25 protein-coding genes and 3 pseudogenes are annotated in these 21698 nt (G+C 39.3%); 25 read left to right on the top strand and 3 right to left on the bottom strand.

The features are described 5' to 3' along the window. Nucleotides 1–51 precede the first annotated feature (51 nt). A complete protein-coding gene (locus tag AACL31_RS13615; protein WP_339053264.1) occupies nucleotides 52–495 on the top strand; it encodes a recombination protein NinB in 444 nt (147 codons plus the stop codon). A gap of 214 nt (nucleotides 496–709) precedes the next feature. Here the strand turns inward: AACL31_RS13615 and AACL31_RS13610 are convergent, their stop codons facing one another. Beyond that, the gene (locus tag AACL31_RS13610; RefSeq protein WP_339053263.1) at nucleotides 710–1141 is read right to left on the bottom strand and encodes a hypothetical protein; all 432 of its coding nucleotides are present in this window, start codon (nucleotides 1139–1141) and stop codon (nucleotides 710–712) included. A 161-nt stretch (nucleotides 1142–1302) separates the two neighbouring features. Between AACL31_RS13610 and AACL31_RS13605 the strand changes: the two genes are divergently transcribed. The 21 genes and pseudogenes from AACL31_RS13605 to AACL31_RS13505 all read left to right on the top strand — a co-directional run bounded on the left by AACL31_RS13605 (nucleotide 1303) and on the right by AACL31_RS13505 (nucleotide 18639). Further along, nucleotides 1303–1776, top strand: a complete 474-nt coding sequence (locus AACL31_RS13605; protein ID WP_310513241.1) for a hypothetical protein — start codon at nucleotides 1303–1305, stop codon at nucleotides 1774–1776. Between the two features lie 70 nt (nucleotides 1777–1846). Next, nucleotides 1847–2224 (top strand): antiterminator Q family protein, encoded by a 378-nt coding sequence (locus tag AACL31_RS13600; RefSeq protein ID WP_310513211.1) that lies wholly within the window; start codon nucleotides 1847–1849, stop codon nucleotides 2222–2224. A gap of 243 nt (nucleotides 2225–2467) precedes the next feature. Next, on the top strand, nucleotides 2468–2704 hold the full coding sequence (locus tag AACL31_RS13595; RefSeq protein ID WP_310513212.1) for a TA system antitoxin ParD family protein: 237 nt from the start codon (nucleotides 2468–2470) through the stop codon (nucleotides 2702–2704). Then, nucleotides 2673–3021, top strand: a pseudogene (locus tag AACL31_RS13590) (type II toxin-antitoxin system RelE/ParE family toxin). The gene AACL31_RS13595 and the pseudogene AACL31_RS13590 overlap by 32 nt, the downstream one beginning before the upstream one ends. A gap of 223 nt (nucleotides 3022–3244) precedes the next feature. Continuing rightward, complete coding sequence (locus tag AACL31_RS13585) at nucleotides 3245–3769, top strand: hypothetical protein (RefSeq protein WP_339053262.1); 525 nt, start codon at nucleotides 3245–3247, stop codon at nucleotides 3767–3769. Nucleotides 3770–3781: 12 nt separating this feature from the next. After that, nucleotides 3782–4264 carry a hypothetical protein gene (locus AACL31_RS13580; RefSeq protein ID WP_339053261.1) on the top strand — a complete coding sequence of 161 codons (483 nt, stop codon included), beginning with the start codon at nucleotides 3782–3784 and terminating at the stop codon, nucleotides 4262–4264. Between the two features lie 30 nt (nucleotides 4265–4294). Further along, nucleotides 4295–4750, top strand: a complete 456-nt coding sequence (locus AACL31_RS13575) for a hypothetical protein (protein ID WP_339053260.1) — start codon at nucleotides 4295–4297, stop codon at nucleotides 4748–4750. A 43-nt stretch (nucleotides 4751–4793) separates the two neighbouring features. Then, entirely contained in the window at nucleotides 4794–4997 is a 204-nt protein-coding gene (locus AACL31_RS13570) for a hypothetical protein (RefSeq protein WP_339053218.1), read from the top strand. A 208-nt stretch (nucleotides 4998–5205) separates the two neighbouring features. Next, nucleotides 5206–5685 carry a terminase small subunit gene (locus AACL31_RS13565; RefSeq protein ID WP_310512943.1) on the top strand — a complete coding sequence of 160 codons (480 nt, stop codon included), beginning with the start codon at nucleotides 5206–5208 and terminating at the stop codon, nucleotides 5683–5685. Beyond that, nucleotides 5672–7171, top strand: coding sequence for a terminase large subunit domain-containing protein (locus tag AACL31_RS13560; RefSeq protein WP_339053259.1), 1500 nt, complete (start codon nucleotides 5672–5674; stop codon nucleotides 7169–7171). The genes AACL31_RS13565 and AACL31_RS13560 overlap by 14 nt, the downstream gene beginning before the upstream one ends. Then, nucleotides 7161–9248, top strand: coding sequence for a portal protein (locus AACL31_RS13555; RefSeq protein ID WP_339053258.1), 2088 nt, complete (start codon nucleotides 7161–7163; stop codon nucleotides 9246–9248). The genes AACL31_RS13560 and AACL31_RS13555 overlap by 11 nt, the downstream gene beginning before the upstream one ends. Before the next feature lie 12 nt (nucleotides 9249–9260). Continuing rightward, entirely contained in the window at nucleotides 9261–10187 is a 927-nt protein-coding gene (locus AACL31_RS13550; protein WP_339053257.1) for a scaffolding protein, read from the top strand. Then, nucleotides 10174–11466 (top strand): P22 phage major capsid protein family protein, encoded by a 1293-nt coding sequence (locus tag AACL31_RS13545; RefSeq protein ID WP_310513518.1) that lies wholly within the window; start codon nucleotides 10174–10176, stop codon nucleotides 11464–11466. The genes AACL31_RS13550 and AACL31_RS13545 overlap by 14 nt, the downstream gene beginning before the upstream one ends. A 43-nt stretch (nucleotides 11467–11509) precedes the next feature. Continuing rightward, nucleotides 11510–11719 (top strand): hypothetical protein, encoded by a 210-nt coding sequence (locus AACL31_RS13540; protein ID WP_310512938.1) that lies wholly within the window; start codon nucleotides 11510–11512, stop codon nucleotides 11717–11719. Then, on the top strand, nucleotides 11697–12194 hold the full coding sequence (locus AACL31_RS13535; RefSeq protein WP_310512937.1) for a packaged DNA stabilization gp4 family protein: 498 nt from the start codon (nucleotides 11697–11699) through the stop codon (nucleotides 12192–12194). The genes AACL31_RS13540 and AACL31_RS13535 overlap by 23 nt, the downstream gene beginning before the upstream one ends. After that, a complete protein-coding gene (locus AACL31_RS13530) occupies nucleotides 12166–13572 on the top strand; it encodes a packaged DNA stabilization protein (RefSeq protein ID WP_339053256.1) in 1407 nt (468 codons plus the stop codon). The genes AACL31_RS13535 and AACL31_RS13530 overlap by 29 nt, the downstream gene beginning before the upstream one ends. Next, nucleotides 13572–14111, top strand: a complete 540-nt coding sequence (locus AACL31_RS13525; RefSeq protein ID WP_339053255.1) for a DNA stabilization protein — start codon at nucleotides 13572–13574, stop codon at nucleotides 14109–14111. The genes AACL31_RS13530 and AACL31_RS13525 overlap by 1 nt, the downstream gene beginning before the upstream one ends. After that, entirely contained in the window at nucleotides 14111–14578 is a 468-nt protein-coding gene (locus AACL31_RS13520; protein ID WP_310512986.1) for a DUF2824 family protein, read from the top strand. The genes AACL31_RS13525 and AACL31_RS13520 overlap by 1 nt, the downstream gene beginning before the upstream one ends. Further along, nucleotides 14556–15163 (top strand): annotated as a pseudogene (locus AACL31_RS13515) (DNA transfer protein). The gene AACL31_RS13520 and the pseudogene AACL31_RS13515 overlap by 23 nt, the downstream one beginning before the upstream one ends. Before the next feature lie 12 nt (nucleotides 15164–15175). Next, nucleotides 15176–16480: a phage DNA ejection protein gene (locus AACL31_RS13510; RefSeq protein ID WP_310512985.1), complete on the top strand. Its 1305-nt coding sequence runs from the start codon at nucleotides 15176–15178 to the stop codon at nucleotides 16478–16480. A 2-nt stretch (nucleotides 16481–16482) separates the two neighbouring features. After that, a complete protein-coding gene (locus AACL31_RS13505; protein ID WP_339053254.1) occupies nucleotides 16483–18639 on the top strand; it encodes a hypothetical protein in 2157 nt (718 codons plus the stop codon). Nucleotides 18640–18650: 11 nt separating this feature from the next. Here the strand turns inward: AACL31_RS13505 and AACL31_RS13500 are convergent, their stop codons facing one another. Then, nucleotides 18651–19127 carry a hypothetical protein gene (locus AACL31_RS13500; protein ID WP_310513154.1) on the bottom strand — a complete coding sequence of 159 codons (477 nt, stop codon included), beginning with the start codon at nucleotides 19125–19127 and terminating at the stop codon, nucleotides 18651–18653. A 147-nt stretch (nucleotides 19128–19274) separates the two neighbouring features. On the opposite strand from AACL31_RS13500, the pseudogene AACL31_RS13495 reads away from it, so the two are divergent. The 3 genes and pseudogenes from AACL31_RS13495 to AACL31_RS13490 form a co-directional block, all read left to right on the top strand. Further along, nucleotides 19275–19620: pseudogene (locus AACL31_RS13495) on the top strand (phage head-binding domain-containing protein); the annotation flags it as partial. Nucleotides 19621–19694: 74 nt separating this feature from the next. Further along, a complete protein-coding gene (locus AACL31_RS21090) occupies nucleotides 19695–20294 on the top strand; it encodes a gp53-like domain-containing protein (protein WP_422389287.1) in 600 nt (199 codons plus the stop codon). Between the two features lies 1 nt (nucleotide 20295). Further along, entirely contained in the window at nucleotides 20296–20745 is a 450-nt protein-coding gene (locus AACL31_RS13490) for a tail fiber assembly protein (protein WP_339053253.1), read from the top strand. A gap of 21 nt (nucleotides 20746–20766) precedes the next feature. On the opposite strand, the gene AACL31_RS13485 is transcribed toward AACL31_RS13490, so the two are convergent. Continuing rightward, the gene (locus AACL31_RS13485) at nucleotides 20767–21435 is read right to left on the bottom strand and encodes a BRO-N domain-containing protein (RefSeq protein ID WP_339053252.1); all 669 of its coding nucleotides are present in this window, start codon (nucleotides 21433–21435) and stop codon (nucleotides 20767–20769) included. Between the last annotated feature and the right edge of the window lie 263 nt (nucleotides 21436–21698).

Here is a 21698-nt window from a genome sequence, read left to right as displayed (position 1 = left end):
ACAGGTAACCGGTTATGCCGCTAAAGGGGTGGAGATGAGAGAAGTTAAGCGATGGAAGATAACTTACTCTTCCACGAATCAACGAAACAATCCGGCTGGCAAACACTAAAAGCTGTCCTCGCAACAAACCAACCGCATCAACTCATTATCAAGCCTTACCGTAAAACCCGTTCACTCTCTCAAAATTCACTTTTTCATTTGTGGTGCGGAGAGATAAGCAAATATCTGTGTGCTAACAACGCTAATTTTACCGCTGAGCAGGTGAAGGAAATGCTCAAGCACACTTTTCTTGGTTATGAGGTAGTAGAGCGTATTGATGTGACCACACAGGAGCCAGAGCGCGTCAGAACGCTTAAGAGGACATCAAAACTTGATACGGGGGAAATGCATGTCTTTATGCAAAAAGTGGAATGCTGGGCGATTGGCATCGGTTGTTTTGTGACGATACCGGAAAGCTCGGAATATATGAAATTAAAACAGGCACAGGATGAATGAGCGATTAAAAGCAAAACCCCCATAAAAGGGGGGTTATTCTCAGCGTTGACTTAGCTTGCAATCGCTTTTTGTCACGCTGGCTACAATGGACGCACCTTAGAGTAGTCTTAAAGCCTGTCAGCTAATCGTGAATGTGATTAACGCAGGAGACATTAGCAATGTTAGCAGGGAAAAATTTTTATGCAACACAGAATTAAGATAACAAATTATTCCATTACAAGTATTGACACATAAAACTCATACCCATCCCATGAAGAACACAACGATATATTTCATTCATTTGTTCTTTTCCAAGTCGCTGGGTAAAATAATCTCTTTTACCTTCGCGGTTTTTACTCAAGTAGATTAGATCCAATCGGTGATAGGCAACAGTATAAACCATGTCACCTTTTACCCATGTGTCTCTACCCATAAAGTGTTTACTTTTAGGAGTTGATTGGTCAGGGAGCTTATAATGATAATTCCTGACAATATCGGGTTTAACTGTACTACACGATACGATAGTTGCTAAGTTTTTTCGCCCAGGAATAAAACCTGACAGTATTATGACAGGACCAGAGGCCTTTACCATTTCAGGCTCTCTAAATCCTTTAGAAAAATCACAAAGTAGTAATTGCCCCGCCTTGGGATGAATAGTAATTGGCATAAAATTTATTATATAAGTTAAGAGTTGTCGGATTATATAAAAAAATCGGTCAAACGGAGAGAATTTTATTGAGAGACGGCAAGAATAATCAATCACCTTAAATTTAATCATTAATTGCTACCCCTCCAATGAGGGGTTTTTTATTGGGAGAAATAATATTAATGGCACTAAAAAGGGATAAATACGATGCCGTGTTCTCTGAATTAGTCCGCGAAAGAACAAACTGGATATGCGATTATTGCGGACGACATTTTCAGTATGAACGCGCTAAACTGCACTGCTCACACTTCAAATCAAGACGACATAAAGCCACCCGTTATCACCCCTGTAATAGTTTTTCGCACTGCGTAGGCTGTCATCGTAAGCTAGGCGAAGACCCTTACGAGTTTACCGCGCATGCAGAAATAACGTATGGCGAGATGACTATTGCCAAAATAGCGATGCTGGCGAATACCCCTGTAAATCTAAAGGTGGGTGAAATGGATGAAATCTACCGTCAAATGAAAAGTGAGCTAAAACGAATGAAAACGATGCGGCTTGATGGATTTTCAGGGCGCATTGAGTTTTTCTTACCGGATTGGTATCAGGCAGGTATTACCTTTCGAATGGGCGAAGAGATAGCGCCCACACACTAAACCACCATTAAACATTCAACGCAGGGCATTGAGACCATGCCTCTATTCATATTTTGCCGGAGGGGAATTAATGCGAGATATTCAGCAGGTATTAGCTCGCTGGGGGGCATGGGCCGCTGATAACACAGAAGATGTGTATTGGTCACCTGTAGCGGTGGGATTTAAAGGACTCATTCCGCTCAAAATAAAATCAAGACCTCAGTGTTGCGAAGATGATGCCATGATTATTTCAAGTTGTATGGCTAAACTAAATCAGAAAAATAGTGATATTCACGATTTACTTTTTGAATACTATGTATTTGGTAAAACGTTCATCCAATTAGCCTATGAACACCACTGCTCAGATGGACATATAGGGAAAAAATTACAAAAAGCAGAAGGGGTGATTGAAGGTATGTTGATGATGTTGAATATAAAACTGGAGATGGATCCGCATGTACAAAAATAGCATAAAAATACTTTACGTACGTAAAAATCCTGATATTGTGATAAGGATGACAACAACGTCAGCTAACTTATGAGCCTCGCGTTTGCGGGGTTTTTCTTTGTTACAAAGAAATCTTAAATTACTTACGCGCTTATATGTTGCTATATGCAGCAAAATGACGTATATTAATTGTCCGGACATTTTTATTGTTTCGAGACAATGCGTCAACGCAGCATTCCATAAAAAGCGTTAGAGAGGTTGAATATGGCTACAAGTATACGTTTAGATGATGACTTTGTAAGCGAAGTGAAGAGTCATGCACTTACTTTTAGTAGAAGCGTGCCAAAGCAGATTGAACATTGGGCTAAGATTGGACGGATGGCGGAAGAAAATCCGGATTTACCCTACGCTTTTATTCTTGATTCTTTGCTGGCTAAAAATGAAGTCGACAACGGTAAGGTGTCGCAATATGTCAGAAGGACAAAAAAGTCAGAAGATTAATGTTTACGAAACAAGGCGTTTCACAAAAGCATTAAGTAAATTACCCGATCAGCTTCTTTCTTTGGTAGAAGACGAGATTCAAAAAATATTAGATAATCCAAAAATTGGCGAGCAAAAAAGGGGTGATTTAAGTTTTCTTAGGATACATAAATTTCAACTCAATAAACAGTTAACATTGCTTGGTTATAGTTGGGTAGAAGATAAATTAGAATTATATCTTAGAATTATATCTTTTAAATTTAGGTTCTCATGAAAATTTCTATCAAGTACAAAAGCAATGCCGAAGTAATGACTTAAAACTCATTAAATCACATTAACTGTCAGTTTTAATTGTGTTGTTACCCAATTAATTATATCTTGTTTGTGCACTACATTTTTTGTGAATTCGCATGATCCATAGGGTAAATAAGCCAGTAGTGCATAGCCCCATGTGGAAGCGTGGGGTTTATACCTTCAAAATGTTCGTTGTATTTTTAGGTCAGCAGTTCTAATATTATTATGATTTGAAGCCTCTCAAAAAATGAGGGAAAGGGGGGGAATATGTTAAGCCGACTCATACGTATTTTGTTTGCGCTTACTGCTATTGCTCCACTTTCTATATCATTAACATACGTGTTTGTAACAAGTAATAAGTTTCAATTTGCAGTAATCGCTCTTGTGGCATGTCTTATTCTCGGATTGACTGCAATTGTTGTAGTCAATAGAGCACGCGCGCATCTTGAATGCTTACCGATAAGTATAAAAAAAGCAAAAAGCGCAGATAAAGAAGTTATCGGTTTTTTTACCGTGTATGTATTACCGTTGGTATTTAAAGGTGTATCTGCACCAGACTTGGGTGCTTGGGCTATGGCTGCCGTTATGCTTTTGTTTGTATTGTGGAGCACGCATGCGTTTCAGGTAAACCCTGTTCTCGGGTTGTTTGGCTATCATTTTTATGAAGTTGAAACCGCAGATGGGATAACCTATCTGATGATAACCAAAAGAAAAATAAATGACATCACTACTGTGAATTATGTTGTGCAACTTGGGGAGCATGGGGTTTTAGACATTAGTGTGGCAAATTAAGGAATAGGTTTAATGAATCTTTTTGCATTGACGGACGTTCCAGGTGCACGAATTATTAGATTTCCGCTTACTCAATCTTTGCAGGCTGAAATAAAGGCATTGTTTAGTAAGCAATTCGAATCTTTTTGGGGTAACGAGCCTGAGCTTATTCCGTTTGATGGGCGTTGTAGCCCTGATGAGGGAGAATTATTAAATATTGCTGATTTTACCGATATAGATGGTATAAATGAGATAGTAGACAATCCTTTGTCAGTAGGGACTTTCAATGCTCAACTCCATTATCTTGATAAAGTTAAGGCGATATTCACATCGCATCTACACAAGGGGCAAAAGTATATTCTTATTCAGTTATTTGAACGACGCCGACTAATTTCTTCTAAAAATCGAGTATCAATGTTTTTTTCAAAAGACACGTTTCAACAAATAAATGACTCAGGAATTACGTTAGATACTAAATTATTAGCAGTCATGAATGGGAGTTCATTAAGTTTTTAGAGCTTTTACCTTCTTCGGCGTGTTTTTGACATGACTGAATATTTTAAGGAAGCGACTAATGATGAGGTTGCAGCCTTTGCTGGTCATAAAAGTTTACAGGTTAATGATATATCAAAATTTTTAGGTCAAGCTGGGAGATTGATTAGAAATAAGATTGCGTTGATTCTCCAATCAAAAGTACTTGATAATTTTACGACGCATCAAATAGTCGCTGCTGCTAAGAATTTCAATCTAATTATACAACTATCTCAATGGGTACTTAATTTGATAGAAAAAGAAGAGATTGATAAAACAACTTTAGCCTCTCTCGATATTAATGAATTGAAGGATTTAACCATTGGCGAAATGCAAAACAGGTTGGTTGCTGCGAATAAATGGTCTTTTGACAATTTTGGTAGAAAAGGAAGCGACTTAATGAACTTACGTAAGCGTCATCTGAATAAGATACGTAAAGCAGAAAAACCATTATGGCACTTTCTCAATTAAGACTACCAGGATTTGATGATACGCCAAATGGAGATAATTCAGTATGACCCCAGAACAATTCATCGAAGCGAATGTCAAGGCCGAGTTATTAAAGCTCGGCTTTTCTCTATCTGTAGCAAGTTTAGCCACAAGTGAAGCGATTCGCTATTACCGCAAACAGCCAGCGAGTAAACGAGGCAAGATGATAGCGGATTGTCTCAATCAGGCTAAACGGTGGGCGAAGCGTGCAGCTAAAAATAAATATTAATTTGAAACAGGAGCAATCATGAAAGAAGCATGAGTCCGGTGCAGAAAGTACCCCTGTCGCCCGTGCGCAAAAGTCAATCCAAAAAGGGAAAGAGGCTTTACTCCTTTTTCAGTAAACCTGGCGAGTAGATTATGGTAATTATCACAATGAAAGATGCGTCAATAAAAACTCCATCATTTCAATTGCTGAAGTAGTTTAAGGAGTAAATATGGCGGCCCCAAAGGGAAATCGATTCTGGGAAGCCAGAAGTAGTCACGGGCGTAAACCTGTATTTGAAAATCCAGATCAGCTATGGCAAGCATGTTGTGAATATTTCGAATGGATAGAAAATAACCCGCTAAAAGAAGAAAAAGTATTTTCATATCAGGGAGAAATAACGCATACAAACATATCAAAAATGCGAGCAATGACAATTTCAGGACTTTGTTTGTTTTTAGATATAGCTGATAGTACTTGGCAAGCTTATAGAGCTAAAGATGGTTTTTCGGCAATCACGACACAAGCAGAAAAAATTATCTACGATCAGAAATTCTCTGGCGCAGCCGCTGATCTGCTGAATGCAAACATTATTGCTCGTGATCTTGGTTTGAAAGAACAATCACAAGTAGAAGATATCACTAAATACAAGGGTGATAGAGATAAACGTCGTTCTAGAATAAAAGAGTTATTTAACCGTGGAAGATCTTGATCTGATTCTTGATAAATTGAGTGATGAAGAGCAAATTGAATTACTTGAAGAAGAGGAAGAATACAAAAAAACGCATAAATTATTTGAATATAATCCATATGAAAAGCAGCGTGAATTCATCGAAGCGGGTGATGAATTTACTGAAAGATGCTTCATTGCAGGAAACCAGCTAGGTAAATCTCTAACCGGTAGTGCCGAAGTGGCATTTCATTTCACCGGACGCTACCCTGGTACAAAAGGTTACCCTAATGATGGTGCGTGGAAGGGAAATTGGAAAGGTAAAATATTCAATGAGCCTGTTGTTTTTTGGATCGGTGGAGAAACAAACGAAACTGTTACAAAAACAACTCAGCGCATTCTATGTGGACGTATAGAAGAAAATAATGAACCTGGTTATGGCCTCATTCCAAAAGAAGACATCATTAGCTGGAAAAAATCCCCTTTTTATCCGAACCTTGTAGATCATCTTCTAATTAGACATAGAAATAAAGATGGTGTTGAAGATGGAATGTCAATTTGCTATTTCAAGCCTTATTCTCAAGGTCGTGCAAGATGGCAAGGTGACACTGTTCACGGTGTTTGGTTTGATGAAGAACCACCTTATGCAATCTATTCTGAAGGTTTAACCAGAACAAATAAATATGGACAATTTTCTATTCTTACCTTTACTCCATTGATGGGGATGTCTGACGTAGTCACCAAGTTTCTTAAGAATCCATCAAAGCATCAAAAGGTAGTTAATATGACTATTTTCGATGCAGATCATTACAACAAAGAAGAAAAAGAAAAGATTATCGCTTCTTATCCTGAACATGAGCGTGATGCTCGTGCAAAAGGTATTCCGACGATGGGAAGCGGTAGAATATTTCAAATCCCCGAAGAATCAATTAAATGTCAGCCATTTGAGTGTCCAGAGCACTTCTACGTTATCGATGGTCAAGATTTTGGCTGGAATCACCCGCAGGCACACATCCAGTTGTGGTGGGATAAAGACGAAGATGTTTTCTATCTGGCTAGAGCATGGAAAAAGTCACAGAATACAGCGGTTCAAGCGTGGGGAGCGGTTAAATCTTGGGCTAATAAAATTCCGGTAGCTTGGCCACATGATGGTTATCAGCATGAGAAAGGTGGTGGTGAGCAATTAAAGTTGCAGTATGCGGATGCGGGTTTCTTGATGCTAAAAGATCATGCCACATTTGCTGAAGGGGGTAATTCTGTTGAATCTGGAATAACAGAGCTACGTGATTTAATGCTTGATAATCGATTCAGAGTGTTCAATACCTGTGAACAATTTTTCGAAGAATTTCGTCTTTATCATCGTGATGAGAACGGCAAAATAGTTAAAACAAATGACGATATTCTCGATGCAATCCGTTATGCCTACATGATGCGTCGTTTTGCCAAAATGTTACGTGAAATAAAAAAACCAAAACAGATAAAAATACCTGCCCCTATCAGGCCGGTAAGGAGAAATAATGGTCGATAAAAATGAGCGGCTAGAAAAAATACTGCGAAAATTCGACCTTGATTATAGCGCATCAGAAAACACAAGGAGAGAAGCACGGAACGATTTATTTTTTAGCCGCGTGTCTCAATGGGACGATTGGTTAGAAAGCTATGTTACGTTGCAGTATCGGGGGCAGTTTGATGTAGTGCGTCCTATGGTGCGTAAACTCGTTGCTGAAATGCGTAAGAATCCTATCGAAGTAAAGTATCGTCCAAAAGATACTGCCCCAGCAGATGCTGCTGATATTTTAATGGGCATGTATCGCACAGACATGCGTAATAACTGTTCTAAAATAGCCGTTAATGTCGCTGTAAGAGAGCAAATAGAATGTGGTTATGGCGCATGGCGTATTGTCACTGATTACGAAGATGAAAATCCAACAAGCAATAATCAGGTTATTCGAAGAGTTCCTCTTCATGAATCATGTACGCATGTTATCTGGGATTGCAATTCAAAAGAAATAGATAAGTCTGATGCTAAAAATTGCACAATTATTCACGCTTTAAATACAGAGGGTTGGGAAGAATTTGCTGAAAAATATGGTATTGATACAAAAATAATGCCTTCATTTCAATCTCCAAACAATGATTTATTATTTACATGGTCAAGTGGGAAAACAATTTACATCGCAGAGTACTATGAAATAGAAGAAAAAAAAGAGAAGGTTTTTGTTTATTACAACCCTATGGCTGGTGATTTACAAAGTTACTATGCCAGTGAAGTAAAAGAAAATATGGATCGCCTAGCACAGGAAGGTGCTAACAAAGTCGGCGAGCGAACAGTAAAACGCTGTAGAGTATACAAGTCAATTATAACCAATACGGCGATATTGAAAGATAGAATTCAAATTGCTGGCGAACATATTCCGATAGTGCCTGTTTTCGGCGAATGGTCATTTTTTGATGACACCGAATTATATGAAGGCGTTGTTAGATTATCAAAAGATGCTCAACGATTGCGTAATTTTATATTATCTAAAGGTGCCGATACGGTTGCCAAGTCTCCTAAGAAAAAACCCTTCTTTTATGCTGAACAAATCGCCGGATATGAACATATGTATAGCGGCGATGATGATTATCCCTATTACTTACTTAACCGAACTGATGAAAATAAAGGTGATCTACCTCCTGGCCCAATCGGTTACATGGAAAATGCTGAGATATCACAAGCTGATGCGGGTATGTTAGAAGCCGCAACAACAGCAGCAAAAGAAACCGCCAGAGTGGGTGTTGATGTTGAAGCAGCCAATGGTCAAGTAGCATTTGATACAGTTAATCAACTTAACAGTCGTATTGATTTAGAAACCTATGTATTTCAGGATAATTTAGCTATCGCTATGCGTAGAGATGGTGAGATTTATGCATCAATAGCTAACGAAATTTATGATACACAGCGAAAAGTTATCACAACATCAGAAGATGGAAGTGAAAATAGTATCGAATTAATGACTCAATCTGTTGATTTTAATCAAGGAAAAGTTGTTACTTTAAACGACATTCGCGGAAGATATGAAACTTACACGGATGTTGGGCCATCATTTCAATCGCAAAAAGATGCCGCAAGAGCTGAAATTGGCGAACTGATTACAAAAGTCCCGCCTGAACATCCGATCTGGAATGTCATGATGCTGACATACGCCAACATGATGGAGGGGAAGGGTGTTGAATATATCCGCGATTATGCTAACAAAGAACTGATCACTAGTGGATTGAAGAAGCCTGAAACTGATGAAGAAATGCAATGGTTAGCAGAGGCACAACAAGCATCACAAAATCAGCAAGACCCGTTGATGGAAGCCGCTATTGCTGAGCAAATGAAAGCTCAGGCAGAGATAGCTAATGCTCAAAACAGGATGGCTGAAACGCAAATAAAAGCATTTACTGCCCAACAGCAAGCAGCCGAATCACAAGCTAACGTCGTTTATAAACTTGCCCAAGCAAAAAATATCGATGAAAAAGCAGTGATGGAAGCGATAGAGCTGTTGAGTAAGGTTGCACAACAGCAACAAAGTAATCTCCCTACCGGCAAATCAGCCGAGATTCCTCAAACCATGTAAGAGAGTTAAATCATGAGTGATACCACCGAAATTCAGCGACAAGTTGAAGAAGATTCCCTGTCTGTTAGTCAGACTACATCATCAATAAATGAAATGGTTATTGATAAAACAGATGGAAGTCATGAACAAAGTGATGGTTTCGATATTGTTCTGAATGACGATGAGAAAAAACCGGAAAGTAAGCCAAATGAAAATGCTAAATATGCTGCCAGGCGTGTTGCAAGAAAAAGACAACACGAAATAGAACAGCAAATGAAGGCAATAGAAAATGGTGAACTTCCTGAGCAATTACGTGTTAATCCTGAACTTCCAGATCAGCCTAAAATTGATGATTATTTATCAGATAAGGCTTTAGAAAAGTATGATTATGATACTTATAAAGCGCAGGCTGCTTATCAAGCTGCATTACAAGATTGGCAAATGAAATCATTAGATGCCAGGAGTAAAGCTGTAGCAGATCAGGGTAGAAGAACGCAGGAATACGCACAGCAAAGTCAAGAAATCGCTAAAGCTATGCGTGCTCATTATGATGCGGCTGATAAGCTTAATTTAGCCGATTTTCAGGAAAAAGAAGATGCAGCATTGCAGATATTACCACAGGGTGTTGATGCTGCTATTGCCCAAAACTTTCCTGAAAAGTCAGCCGCCATCATTTATTACCTCGGATCTAATCCAGATAAAGCACGTGAAATATTTAGCAAAAATCCAGTCCAGATCACTATCGAATTAACTCGATTAGCTGATCGTTTAACTCTCAAGCCGCGCGGTAAGCAAATATCAAATGCACCTTTAGCAGATGAACCGCTAAGTGGTGATGTCACGGCAGCTAATATATCTAGTTTGCAAAAACAGATGGATGCAGCTGCAAGCAAAGGCGACGTTGATACTTACAGACAAATTAAGGCTAAATTACGAGGAATAAATAATGGCTTTAAATGAAGGTCAGATTGTTACATTAGCCATTGATGAAGTTATTGAAACAATAACTAACATGACACCTATGGCAAGTAAAACAAGTAAATATACACCTCCTGCTGCTTCTATGCAGCGTTCAGGAAATACGATATGGATGCCAGTAGAACAAGAGGCTCCAACGCAGGAGGGATGGGATTTAACTGAAAAAGAAACAGGTATCACGGAATTAAATGTAGCAGTTAACTTAGGTGAACCTGATAATGACTTTTTTGGTTTGCGTGCAGATGATGTACGTGATGAAACTTCTTATCGGCGAAGAATTAATGCATCAGCTATAAAATTAGCAAATAACTTAGAAGTTAAAATAGCTAATATGGCCGTAGAGATGGGATCATTGGTTGTTTCTGATAAAGATCAAATAAATGTAGATCCAGCAAAAGGATGGGATTTTATGTCACAAGGTGAATCCCTTATTTTTGCAAGAGAACTAAATAGATCTTCTGGTTTATCATGGTTTTTTAACTCAGATGATTATCGTCGTGCCGGCTACAATTTGGTAGGAAGAGATTTGTATGGCAGAATTGCAGAAGACGCATATAGAAAAGGTAATATTCAGCGTCAAGTTGCTGGTTTCGATGATGTTATGCGGTCACCTAAGTTACCATCTATAGAAGCATCAGAAGCTACAGGAATTACAGTAAAAGGCGCGCAGTCTTTTAAACCAATATCATGGAAATTGGATAACGATAATAATAAAGTTAATGTTGATAATCGTTTTGCAACTGTAACTTTATCAAGCACAACAGGATTAAAGCGTGGTGATAAAATATCTTTTGCAGGTGTTAAATTTTTAGCGCAATTAGCAAAAAATGTTTTAACTCAAGATGCTACTTTTTCTGTAGTACGTGTTATCGATGAAACTCATGTTGATATTACGCCAAAACCAATAGCGCTAGATGATACTACTTTGTTACCTGAGCAACGAGCTTATGCAAATGTAAATACTTCTCTTGCTGATGGCGCAGCAATTAATATTCTTAATACTGCCACAGTTAAATCTAATGTTTTCTGGGCTGATGATTCTATTCGAATTATTTCCCAACCTATTCCGGCGAGCCATGATCTGTTTGCTGGAATGAAAACTACCTCATTTAATATTCCAGATGTCGGTATTAATGGCATTTTTGCAACTCAAGGTGATATTTCAACCCTGACAGGTCTTTGCCGTATTGCCGTCTGGTACGGAGTAAATGCTACTCAACCTGAGGCGATTGGTGTTGGTCTTCCTGGACAAAAAGCATAGAAAATAGAGAGCCTAGGCTCTCTTTTCTTTTTGGAGTTAAATAATGAAAAAGATGCTTTACAAACCTAATGGTGATGTAAATGTTTGGGGAATGATGCTTCAAACAACCGTTGTAAATATTGATGAAGTTGAAGAATATCTCTCTGATGGATGGCATTTAAATCCTAATGACACAAAAATATTTACAGAGCCAGAAAAGAAACCAAGAAAATACAATAAAAGGGTTAAAAATGCAGACAACGGCGAAGGGTGATCTTGTCATTGCTGCATTACGAAAAATTGGTGTTGTTTCCGATGCAACTTTAACAGACCTCGAACCACAATCACTTGAAGATGGCGTTGTTGATTTAGAAACAATGATGTCAGAGTGGTATGAAGATGGAAATGGAATTCATACAGGATATAAATTTTCTGCAGATGATACGCCAATAGATCAGAGTGAAGAGCATGGTATCAATAAGAATGCTATCAATGCGGTAATTTATAACCTGGCTACTCGTATTGCGCCCGATTATCAAATACAGCCTTTGGACAAGATAATTAATACTGCCAGATATGGTAAAGAATTATTAATGCGTCATTGCTCAATTAAACGCGCTAGAAAAGCCAGATCGCATTATCCAAATGGTTTCCCTATTGGTTCCGGTAATCGTTTCGCTACAGCGAATGGATATCGATATTTTCATCGGATTAATAAAAATGTCAAAGATACAGATTCCAATTGCTAAAGGTCTTGGTAAAGACTTTAAAACAACTGATAATATTGATGCTTTACCCGTGAATATGCTGGCAACACCTAAAGAGGTGCTTAATGCTGCGGGTTATTTAAGATCATTTCCTGGTATTGAAAAAAAACAGGCAGTGAACGGCATATCACGTGGCGTGCAATTTAATACAAAAAACAACACTCTCTATCGGGTCTGTGGCAATAAACTTTATCTTAATGGGAAAGAAATTGCTGACATTTTAGGTAATGACAGAGTTTCCATGTCACATTCTGGCAACAGTCAGGCCGTTTGTTTTGAAGGGAAATTAAAATTTTATCGCTATGACGGTACAGAGAAAGCATTATCAAACTGGCCAAAGGATAAATACCCGCAATATGATTTAGGTGAAGTGATTGATGTTTGTCGAAATCGGGGACGTTACATCTGGCTACAAAAAGGCGGTGAACGATTTGGTGTAACTGATCTGGAGGATGAATCTAAACCGGATAGATATCGCCCCTTCTATCGTGCCGAATCTCAGCCCGATGGGATTGTTTCCGTCGATTCATGGCGAGATATGATTATTTGTTTTGGTTCTTCTACGATAGAATACTTTTCATTGACAGGTTCTTCTGACACTTCCCAACCCATCTATACGGCTCAGCCAGCTTATATGATTCAGTCGGGTATTGCAGGTCGGGATTGTAAATGTCGGTATCAGGATAAATACGCCATCCTAAGCCATCAATCAACCGGTCAACCTTCTGTATATATTATCGGCGCAGGTGAAAAAAACAAAATATCAACCGCTACCATTGATAAAATAATAAGTCATTATTCTGCTGATGAATTGTCTAAATCAGTGATGGAATCCATTAAATTTGATAACCATGAACTATTAATTATTCACCTTCCAAAACATACGCTTTGCTTTGATGCTTCTGCAAATAATCAATGGTCGATACTTAAATCAGGACGTTATGACGATCCCTATCGTGCGATTGATTTTATGTTTTTTGACAATCAAATCACCGTGGGTGACAAGAAAGAAGGCGTTATTGGTCATTTAGTTTTTAATGCATCAAATCAATATGAACAATCGACAGAACACCTTCTTTATACACCAATGATTAAAGCTGACAATGCAAGATTATTTGATTTTGAACTGGAAGCTTCAACGGGTGTTGCTCAAATTGCTGATAAATTATTTCTATCTGCAACAACAGATGGCATCAATTATGGCAGAGAGCAATTGATAGCGCAAAACTCACCGTTTCGTTATGACCAGCGAGTTATCTGGCGGCGTATTGGACGCGTGAGAAAAAATATTGGCTTTAAAATCCGCATTATCACTCAATCACCGGTGACCTTATCCGATCTGTCAATAAGGATGGAATGATGGCTTATAACCCTGTTGAAATTCAGGTTACGCATATTGACCCAACAATTTTACCCGCTAATTTTTCTACCGCTTACCGCATGATTGTATTAAACAGTTTATCGGATATGGGCAGGGTGGCAGGTAAAGCCAATGAAGCGGCGGAGGATGCGTACCAGTCGAAAGCAAGAAATGATGAGCAAGATAGTGTCCTGGCGAAACATGCGCAGCAGATTAATGTAATCAGTACACAGGCTTCAGCGATTCAGGCGGATTATGTTTCTAAATCTCAAACCGCATTGCAATCGTTATCATCTCCTCTTAATGTCAAGAATTCTTATTCTGTCAATGGTGTTAAAATTGTCGGAACCCGTGTTACTGGTTTTACTGCTGCAACGGGAACCGCTCTCAAAGGCACTTTCAATGCTGATCAGTCATTCGCGATTGGTGCGACTTATAATCAATCAGAAATTTCGGCGGTGGCTGATGGATTAACAGCAGCAAGAAAAAGAATTAAAGCATTAGAAGATGCTTTGCGCTTACATGGATTAATTGACTGATGGAAATTAAAGTTATTGAAAATATTGAACAGTTTCATCGATTTTTTTCTGATAAAACCAAGATCGGTTATGCCATGGAAAATAACGGGGATTATCAATTAAAAAATAATCAACTTTATGTCGGTGTTTATGAAGGGGTAATGCTGGTTGGTTTTTTTTCGATTGAATTTATTCGTAACAAGTTAATTGAAGTTCATCCGGTGTTTGATCCTGGCTTCAGAGGTCAATACGCATTAGCGGCAACGAGGCGATTTTCAACATGGTTGATGGATAATCTCAATTTTTCCACCGTTATTACGTATGTTCCTGAAAAAACGCCGTGGGGAAAAGTTATTTGTAGATTAATGAACATGAGAAAAGTTGGCGTGATTGATAATGCATTAACCGCAAATGACAAACAAATAAACATGACGATGTATCAGGTCACCAAAGAGGAATTAAAAGATGGGTGGAGGCAGTGGAGATAACGGCGCAAAAGAGCAAGCCAGGGCATCACGCGAAGCAATTGACCTTCAAAGAGAACAGTGGAATCGTGTAATGCAAAATTTGGCGCCTTATATGAAAGTTGGCGCACCAGCTTTAAATCAGCTGCAAAATTTGATGACATTAGACGGTCAAGCGCAAGCATTAAATAATTTCTATAAGCTAGTCAAGCCAGATATCAAAGTTTAAATGCTGCTGAAGCAACAGGAGGTTTAGGTTCAACAGCAACGAGTAATCAATTAGCAACAATTGCTCCAGCATTAGGTCAAAACTTCCTATCTAGCCAACTGCAAAATTACGGGAATTTGGTTGGTATTGGAATGAATGCAGCGGCTGGACAAGCGTCTGCGGGTCAAAATTATGCGAATAATGTGGGGAAATTATTACAGAACATTGGGGCAGCTAATGCGGGAGCCGCCAATCAGCCTTCTGGATTTCAACGCGCATTAGGCGGAGGAATGGCCGGCGCTTTAACGGGGGCAAGCGTTGGGGCTATGGAGGGTTCTATTGGTGGCCCGTGGGGTGCTGCAATTGGTGGCGGACTAGGATTATTAGGTAGTTTATTTTAATCAGGAGTTTCTATGGCAACATTTCAACTGGCTGGTTTACCCAGTATGCAGGTATCTAACCAAACAGCGGGTGGATTAGGATTGCCCGCCGTCCCACAATATGCAGAAAGGCCCAATACAGGTGTGATGTTAGCGCAGGGTTTAGGGGCCATTTCTGAGCGATTAGAGGCGGGCAAACAACAGCAGGCAGAAGCCGATTTTATGAAATCTTTTGGTCAAGCTTATGCGGCTAATGATCGTGATGCCATGAAGCAATTGGCAGCGGCGCATCCTGAACAAATCGAGCGCATTCAAAAAGGGATGGGATTTATCGATCAGGATAGAAATCAAGCTATTGGTCAAGCGGCAATGGATTTACGTCTTGCAGCGAAAAGTGGGGATCAGTCTCTGATGGCATCATTACAAAAAAATGCACCCCTATTAGGTCAATTCGGTTTGACACCCGAGGAGGCTTTTTTATCCTACAAGCAAGATCCACAACAATTTGACAAAATGACCGATTTAATTCATCTGCATGCTGACCCAAATAGCTATTTTGGCGTTCGGGATAAACAGGAAGGTCGTGACATTGACAGAGGTAAACTTGCTGAAACAGAACGAAGCAACCGAGCAGGTGAATCTTTAACACTGCGTGGGCAGAACATTTCTGCGCAAAACTCTGCTTTAGACAGAGAAATCAGAAAAGCGGAACTGGCAAGTAAAACTTTAGACAGGCAAGCGCAAAAAGAAACGGATGATCTTAGAAGACAAGAGTTAGAGCAGAAAATAGCGGCAAATAATCAAAAACTAATTGACGCTAAAGAGAAAAAAACTCAAGCCCAAACCCAAGCTAAATTAGCCTTAGATAACAGTACACAACAATTGGATAGATTAGTCCAAGAAGCTAAATCAATCAGAGATAATCCTAGTTTATGGAGAACAACAGGTATTCCGGGAAGATTTTATAATTTTCCGGGTAGTGCAGCTGATGATCTGGATGCTCAGCTTGAGTCATTAAGGTCGCAATCTGGTTTTGCTGTTTTACAGGCAATGCGAGACGCATCAAAAACAGGTGGAGCATTAGGTAATGTGAGTAATTTTGAAGTACAACAATTACAGGCTAATCTAGGTAATATTTCAGGGAAACAATCAACGGAAGCCATGCGTAAAAATCTAGATAAAATAATAGATTATGCGCAAGGTGCAAAGAAAAGAGTTAATGATGCATTTAAAAGGAATTATCCTGATTTTAAGCCAGCAGAAACAACTAAGAGTGATAATGTTGATAGTTCAAATATATCAGATGATGAGTTATTAAATAAATATTTGCCGAGGTAATCATGGCTGTCAATGATTATTCAGAAGAGCAACTTTTTACTGCATTAAGAAACGCTGATTCAGCAGGTGATAAAACTGGAGCTCAACGAATTGCGGGATTAATTCAACAAAGACGATCAGATCAAAATAAAGAAAGTAATCCCATTGCTGAAGCTGGAAAAGGACTTCTACAAACGGGTGTGAATGTGGCGAATATTATCCCTGAAATTGCCGATGCTTTTATGTCAGGCGTTTCATGGGCGGGAAATCAGTTAGGAATTGGCGATGGAACTTATACCCCGACACAACGATTAGAATTACCCGATAATTTAAAACCACAAGATCCGTATGCAAAATTAGGTGCTGAAATTGGCCCTTATCTTATTCCAGGAGTTGGAGCAGAAAAAACAGCAGCCGCATTAGGTTCTGTTGCCAACGCTAGAAGACTAGAGCGTGGTGCAACTAAATTAGCGGATATGGTTGCTGAAAATGCAGTAGGAGCATTAGCACAGAATAGCCAGCGCGATGATGGACAACGTTTAGCAACTGATCTCGGTGTAGGTGTGACGGGTAGTGGATTAGCCAGAGCAGCGGCCCCTTTACTTAGTCGTGCTTATAATACGGTAGCCGGTAAGTTATCAGGAAATATAGAGCAAACTGTATCTGAAGCAAGTATTCCAAGAACCAATAATGAAATAGTTAACGCTGCCAAAACTTCATCGGGTCGTGAGGCGTTAAATAGTGCATTTTCAGAAGTGAGCCCCTCTGTAGATGATGCTGCCAAGTTAGCAGGCGTAGATATAAACGTATTAACTCCAGGGCAGAGAAGTGGAAATCCAGGACTGCAAGATGTTGAAGGTGTCTTATCTTCTGTTGCTGGTCCTGTTCGTGATGCTCAAGAAAAAGGGTTTAATGAATTAACCAGTAAGTTGCAAGGTGATCTAAAAAGGCTTGGCGCTGAAGCGGGTACATCATCAGAGAAGACTTCATCAATAAGAGAAAGAGTTGTCGGCTCACTCAATGCATTAAAAAAACAAGAGGAAACGGCATGGAAAAGCATGCGAAATACATCGAATCCATCAGCCAAAGAGAAGGCTTTAAACGCAAGAGGGCAAATGCTGGCTGATGAGTCATTTTCTCGAATAGATGATCCAACGGTAAAGAAATTTCTTTCCGATTCTAAAAAAACACTCACCTTTGAACAAATGAAGGAATGGAGGGGCGATTTAGATGATTCTATAGGCACAGCAATCCGCAACGGGAAAGATAACAGGGCGCGTAAGATCATTCTAGTTCGTAATGCGCTTACTGAAGATATGAAAGGCATGGCCGGTAAATATGGCTTCATCGACGAATGGGAAAAAGCAAATAATCTCTCTAAGCAATATTTTTCAATGAGAGATGAAACAAAAGCGGCATTTGGCAAGCTGATGGACAATGACCAGTTTGTAAAAAACTTAAATGCTGCATTACGCAATGCATCTGAAAATGGCGTTGCACCCGTACATAAAATGATGATGTCATTACCTGAAAAAGAAAGAGGAGTAATGCTTGCATCTGCGTTAAGTAGGGCGGTTGAAAAAGGTTCTAGGGGAGGTGAATCTTTAGGTGCTGGAGTTAAGAATATAGGGGAGATTTTAACGCCGCAAAATATTTCAGCTATTAGGAAGTATTTACCTCAAGAGGCGGATCTACTTTCTTCATACGGCATTCTTGCGAGAGAGGCCAGCGCATATCTCAAGAAGGTAGAGCAAACAGGTAGAACAGCGACCTCCTTAAAAGAGCTTGAATCAGGTATAAGCGGTGTTACTGGTCAGCTTCTTAAAGCATCTGCAAATAGAGGGCTTGATCTTGCCATAGGTGGCGGTGCTGTAGCACTTGGAGGTATAGGCGGCGTGGCAATTGCTTCAGGCAAATACCTATTTAGTCGATTAATTGAAAGCGCCATAGAAAAGAGAAGTGTTAAATATGTAGTTCAAAAGGCTATACAGGAGGGAACAAAGGCTGTTCGGGCAGGAGGTTCAGACGCAGCCCTGAAAGCGGCAGAGAAACGATTAATGGCAAATCCTAACGTTACAAAAATCTTAAGAGAGGAATTGACTCCAGCGGAAATTAACGCATTAAAAATGACCGGAATAATAGCTATTTTGACGGGTACCAGTGATAAAGAAGAAGGATAACAACCCTTCTATCAATATGAACTGTTACAGTGCACATTATTTCCCATGCGATAGCAGTTTGTTGATACGTTACCATGTGGAATTGCAGGTGGGTAATAAATCTCAGGGCGGTTTGCTTTGTTTTCTATAGCTTGCATAGTGCTCATTGCTTGATATCCAAGTAACGCCTGTTGAATAGCTGTGCCTTGAGCTTGCTGGTCAGCTGCTTCCTGTCGTTGAATGTTGACATATAAATTTTGCAGCTCAAGGCGAGCCTGAGCGTCACTGATTTTTTTCTGATCTACAAGTTGCCCTAACATTTTTGCTGCTAAGACATACAGTTTCGGAGTGGAAGAAGAAGCCATGCGAGAATCGTTCTTAACGCTGTAATCAAGGCAGTTAGCCATTTCGCTGAGCTTAGGATATATCTGCTCACAACTGGCTTGATAGTCACTGACTTTTGCACAGCCAACCAAAAGTAAAGAAATCATAATTGATAATTTATTCATGTCTTAACTTAATCCTAAATGTTTAGGCCAATGTAATCATTGCTGAATGAATAGTTATTATTTACAGATATTTTTATTTAAGTTGAAGCTAACTTTAATTAAATACACACCATGATTATAGTGTAATTATATATTTTTGGAGAAAAAATGTCAGGCATTAACCCTAATGTTGTCGTCAGTATGCCCGCTCAGTTATTCACCCTGAGAAGAAAGTTTCAGGCATGCACAAACGGTAAAATCTATATCGGTAAGATTGATACCGATCCGACTGTACCCGAAAACCAGGTCAAAGTGTATATTGAAAATGAAGATGGTTCAACGGTGCCTGTTGCTCAACCCATTATTATTAATCAATCTGGATTCCCAGTTTATAATGGCCAGATAGCCAAATTCGTCACGGTAGAAGGCCATTCAATGGCTGTCTATGATGCTTATGGCGCACAACAGTTCTATTTTCCAAATATATTAAAGTATAACCCTGATAGATTTAAAGAACAGGCGGAAAAGTATATTGAAAAATTAAAGGGAACGATTAAACAAACGACAGGTAACTCAACAACCGAGGTGATGAGCCAAAAAGCCTGTACGGATAGTTTTGCCAAGAAAGACTCAAAAGAACCCCTCAAGGTAGAAAGATTGAACGTTGAATCATCCACGGGTGACACGATTTTCAATTTGGGTGGCACTAACGGTTCTAGCGGTGCTGAGTTTGCTTACGTCAGAAATTCAAAAAGAACGCAGGTGCATGATACGGGCACAAAAACAACGGTTTTATTTCCGCAAAAAAACGGCACGCTGACGATACAGGAAGATAACTATACTAAAACAGAAGTCGATGCAAAAATAAATTCGGCTAAATGGATGACAAATAAATCGGCAAATGGTTGGCTGAAAGATCCGAATACGGGCCTGATTATTCAATGGGGATATAGAAGTAAAGAAGGTAAAGAAGGTAATTCTTATACCATTAATTTTCCTACTGCATTTTCTTCATCTGTCTATAGTATAACGACGAGTTCTAAAGCGCATAGAACAGACTCTGGTGTTATGTTTATAGGAATTGCTTATGATGTAACGAAAAGGGGATTTAATTATTATGTAAGGAGTATATCGGGTGGCAGTGATATGTTTATGGACGGTTATTATTGGATGGCGATAGGAGTATAAAATGGAGACATCATATCGATTTGAAGAACAAATGTATTTTAGTGCAAGTGAGTTAGCCTGGTATGCAGGCTCAATGAAAATGGATTATATCAATGCCGGTAGCTGGGATTATAATGCTAAACCTGTCCCTGAAAGCGTTTATCGTGAATTTGCGCTTAATCCGCCCCCACTCGGTAAAATGTTAGGTGCCAATGAAAAGGGTGACCCAATTTGGGTTGATATCCCTCCTAGACCAAAGAAAGAATTAATCGCAGAGGCTGAGAATGAAAAAAGAGGGCTAATGCAGTGGGCAACTGACGCGATTATCCCCTTACAAGATGCGGTTGATTTGGAGATGGCAACAGAGGACGAAATAACACAGCTCAGGAATTGGAAACTGTATCGATTAAATGTCTATCGTACGGATACCTCAACCGCGCCTGAGATAGATTGGCCTGAGAAGCCTGAATAGCCCCATTCAAGGGGCATGATATTAGCAGCGTTGGAGGAAATGGATGAGTTCAGCTTTATGCCAGTTTGAAAGGGCACCATTTAGCATTAGCTGGTTATCCTGTGCAGCTTGAAATAACAAAGTTTCTATCTCAGCAATAACTTTATCGGCATTTTCACGTTTGCGAATAATTCGTTTAATGGCTGTTTTTTCTGCATCTGCTATCACATCTTGAAGCTCTTCCGTTACCTGCCAGATACGCTCACATTCAGAAGCGATAGAAGGGACTAGCCGGACTTCCATAGGATAAGGTGAGGGAATACCTGTCACTTCCCTTAACGCATACCAGATAGCATTATTCCATGCTTGTTTGAAACGAAAGTTTTGCGTCATAAGTGCAATGATACGGGCGAGATTCTGAGTATCTTTATTGCTAAACTTTTCGTGAGCTTCGGGTTGGTATTGAGGGTGCTCATATTTGCCTGTTTTACGGATCGGTGGAAGGACTTCATTTGTTACCCATTTGCGAAAACGATGAGGGAGCGTTCCTTGTTTGACTGCATCACGGCAACGCAAAATAATTGTATATAGTCCAGATTCATTAATAATATTACTTTCACCTTGACGGCCTAGATTAAATCTAGATCGTTCATCTTTATCTAAAACCTTTAATGAATCCGTAGTGTTCTTTATGCAAGGTATTGCAAACATCAACAGCCACAAACCAAGGTTCATTTTCAATTATTATTGTACGGATACTGTGATTTTCAAAAGTAAATTCTAAAGAGTTTATTGATAGTGCAGACATACATGCGTCTCCTGTTAGTAGTAATTTAGCTACCAGAATAGAGACCAAACTATTGGTGGTAGCCCAGATGGAATTGGTCTTACCGGTCTAACAGGACTCCGGCGCTTCATATGAAGCTTCCACCTGAGCCACCATTGATATGTGACTAGGCTATGACAACAAAAAA

Origin of the sequence: Arsenophonus endosymbiont of Crataerina pallida (assembly GCF_964020125.1) — a bacterium.
GTDB classification, from domain to species: Bacteria; Pseudomonadota; Gammaproteobacteria; order Enterobacterales; family Enterobacteriaceae; genus Arsenophonus; species Arsenophonus nilaparvatae.
The sequence above is the reverse complement of the archived record's forward strand: the minus strand, read 5'-3'. Positions and strand labels throughout refer to the sequence as shown.

Coding starts and splice junctions, on each gene's coding strand:
- AACL31_RS21090 (WP_422389287.1), top strand. CDS start 19,695: ATGAGCCAAAAAGCCTGTACGGATAGTTTTGCCAAGAAAGACTCAAAA.
- AACL31_RS13545 (WP_310513518.1), top strand. CDS start 10,174: ATGGCTTTAAATGAAGGTCAGATTGTTACATTAGCCATTGATGAAGTT.
- AACL31_RS13595 (WP_310513212.1), top strand. CDS start 2,468: ATGGCTACAAGTATACGTTTAGATGATGACTTTGTAAGCGAAGTGAAG.
- AACL31_RS13530 (WP_339053256.1), top strand. CDS start 12,166: ATGTCAAAGATACAGATTCCAATTGCTAAAGGTCTTGGTAAAGACTTT.
- AACL31_RS13550 (WP_339053257.1), top strand. CDS start 9,261: ATGAGTGATACCACCGAAATTCAGCGACAAGTTGAAGAAGATTCCCTG.
- AACL31_RS13540 (WP_310512938.1), top strand. CDS start 11,510: ATGAAAAAGATGCTTTACAAACCTAATGGTGATGTAAATGTTTGGGGA.
- AACL31_RS13490 (WP_339053253.1), top strand. CDS start 20,296: ATGGAGACATCATATCGATTTGAAGAACAAATGTATTTTAGTGCAAGT.
- AACL31_RS13570 (WP_339053218.1), top strand. CDS start 4,794: ATGACCCCAGAACAATTCATCGAAGCGAATGTCAAGGCCGAGTTATTA.
- AACL31_RS13525 (WP_339053255.1), top strand. CDS start 13,572: ATGGCTTATAACCCTGTTGAAATTCAGGTTACGCATATTGACCCAACA.
- AACL31_RS13505 (WP_339053254.1), top strand. CDS start 16,483: ATGGCTGTCAATGATTATTCAGAAGAGCAACTTTTTACTGCATTAAGA.
- AACL31_RS13615 (WP_339053264.1), top strand. CDS start 52: ATGGAAGATAACTTACTCTTCCACGAATCAACGAAACAATCCGGCTGG.
- AACL31_RS13610 (WP_339053263.1), bottom strand. CDS start 1,141: ATGCCAATTACTATTCATCCCAAGGCGGGGCAATTACTACTTTGTGAT.
- AACL31_RS13510 (WP_310512985.1), top strand. CDS start 15,176: ATGGCAACATTTCAACTGGCTGGTTTACCCAGTATGCAGGTATCTAAC.
- AACL31_RS13580 (WP_339053261.1), top strand. CDS start 3,782: ATGAATCTTTTTGCATTGACGGACGTTCCAGGTGCACGAATTATTAGA.
- AACL31_RS13485 (WP_339053252.1), bottom strand. CDS start 21,435: ATGTTTGCAATACCTTGCATAAAGAACACTACGGATTCATTAAAGGTT.
- AACL31_RS13565 (WP_310512943.1), top strand. CDS start 5,206: ATGGCGGCCCCAAAGGGAAATCGATTCTGGGAAGCCAGAAGTAGTCAC.
- AACL31_RS13535 (WP_310512937.1), top strand. CDS start 11,697: ATGCAGACAACGGCGAAGGGTGATCTTGTCATTGCTGCATTACGAAAA.
- AACL31_RS13555 (WP_339053258.1), top strand. CDS start 7,161: ATGGTCGATAAAAATGAGCGGCTAGAAAAAATACTGCGAAAATTCGAC.
- AACL31_RS13500 (WP_310513154.1), bottom strand. CDS start 19,127: ATGAATAAATTATCAATTATGATTTCTTTACTTTTGGTTGGCTGTGCA.
- AACL31_RS13605 (WP_310513241.1), top strand. CDS start 1,303: ATGGCACTAAAAAGGGATAAATACGATGCCGTGTTCTCTGAATTAGTC.
- AACL31_RS13600 (WP_310513211.1), top strand. CDS start 1,847: ATGCGAGATATTCAGCAGGTATTAGCTCGCTGGGGGGCATGGGCCGCT.
- AACL31_RS13585 (WP_339053262.1), top strand. CDS start 3,245: ATGTTAAGCCGACTCATACGTATTTTGTTTGCGCTTACTGCTATTGCT.
- AACL31_RS13575 (WP_339053260.1), top strand. CDS start 4,295: ATGACTGAATATTTTAAGGAAGCGACTAATGATGAGGTTGCAGCCTTT.
- AACL31_RS13520 (WP_310512986.1), top strand. CDS start 14,111: ATGGAAATTAAAGTTATTGAAAATATTGAACAGTTTCATCGATTTTTT.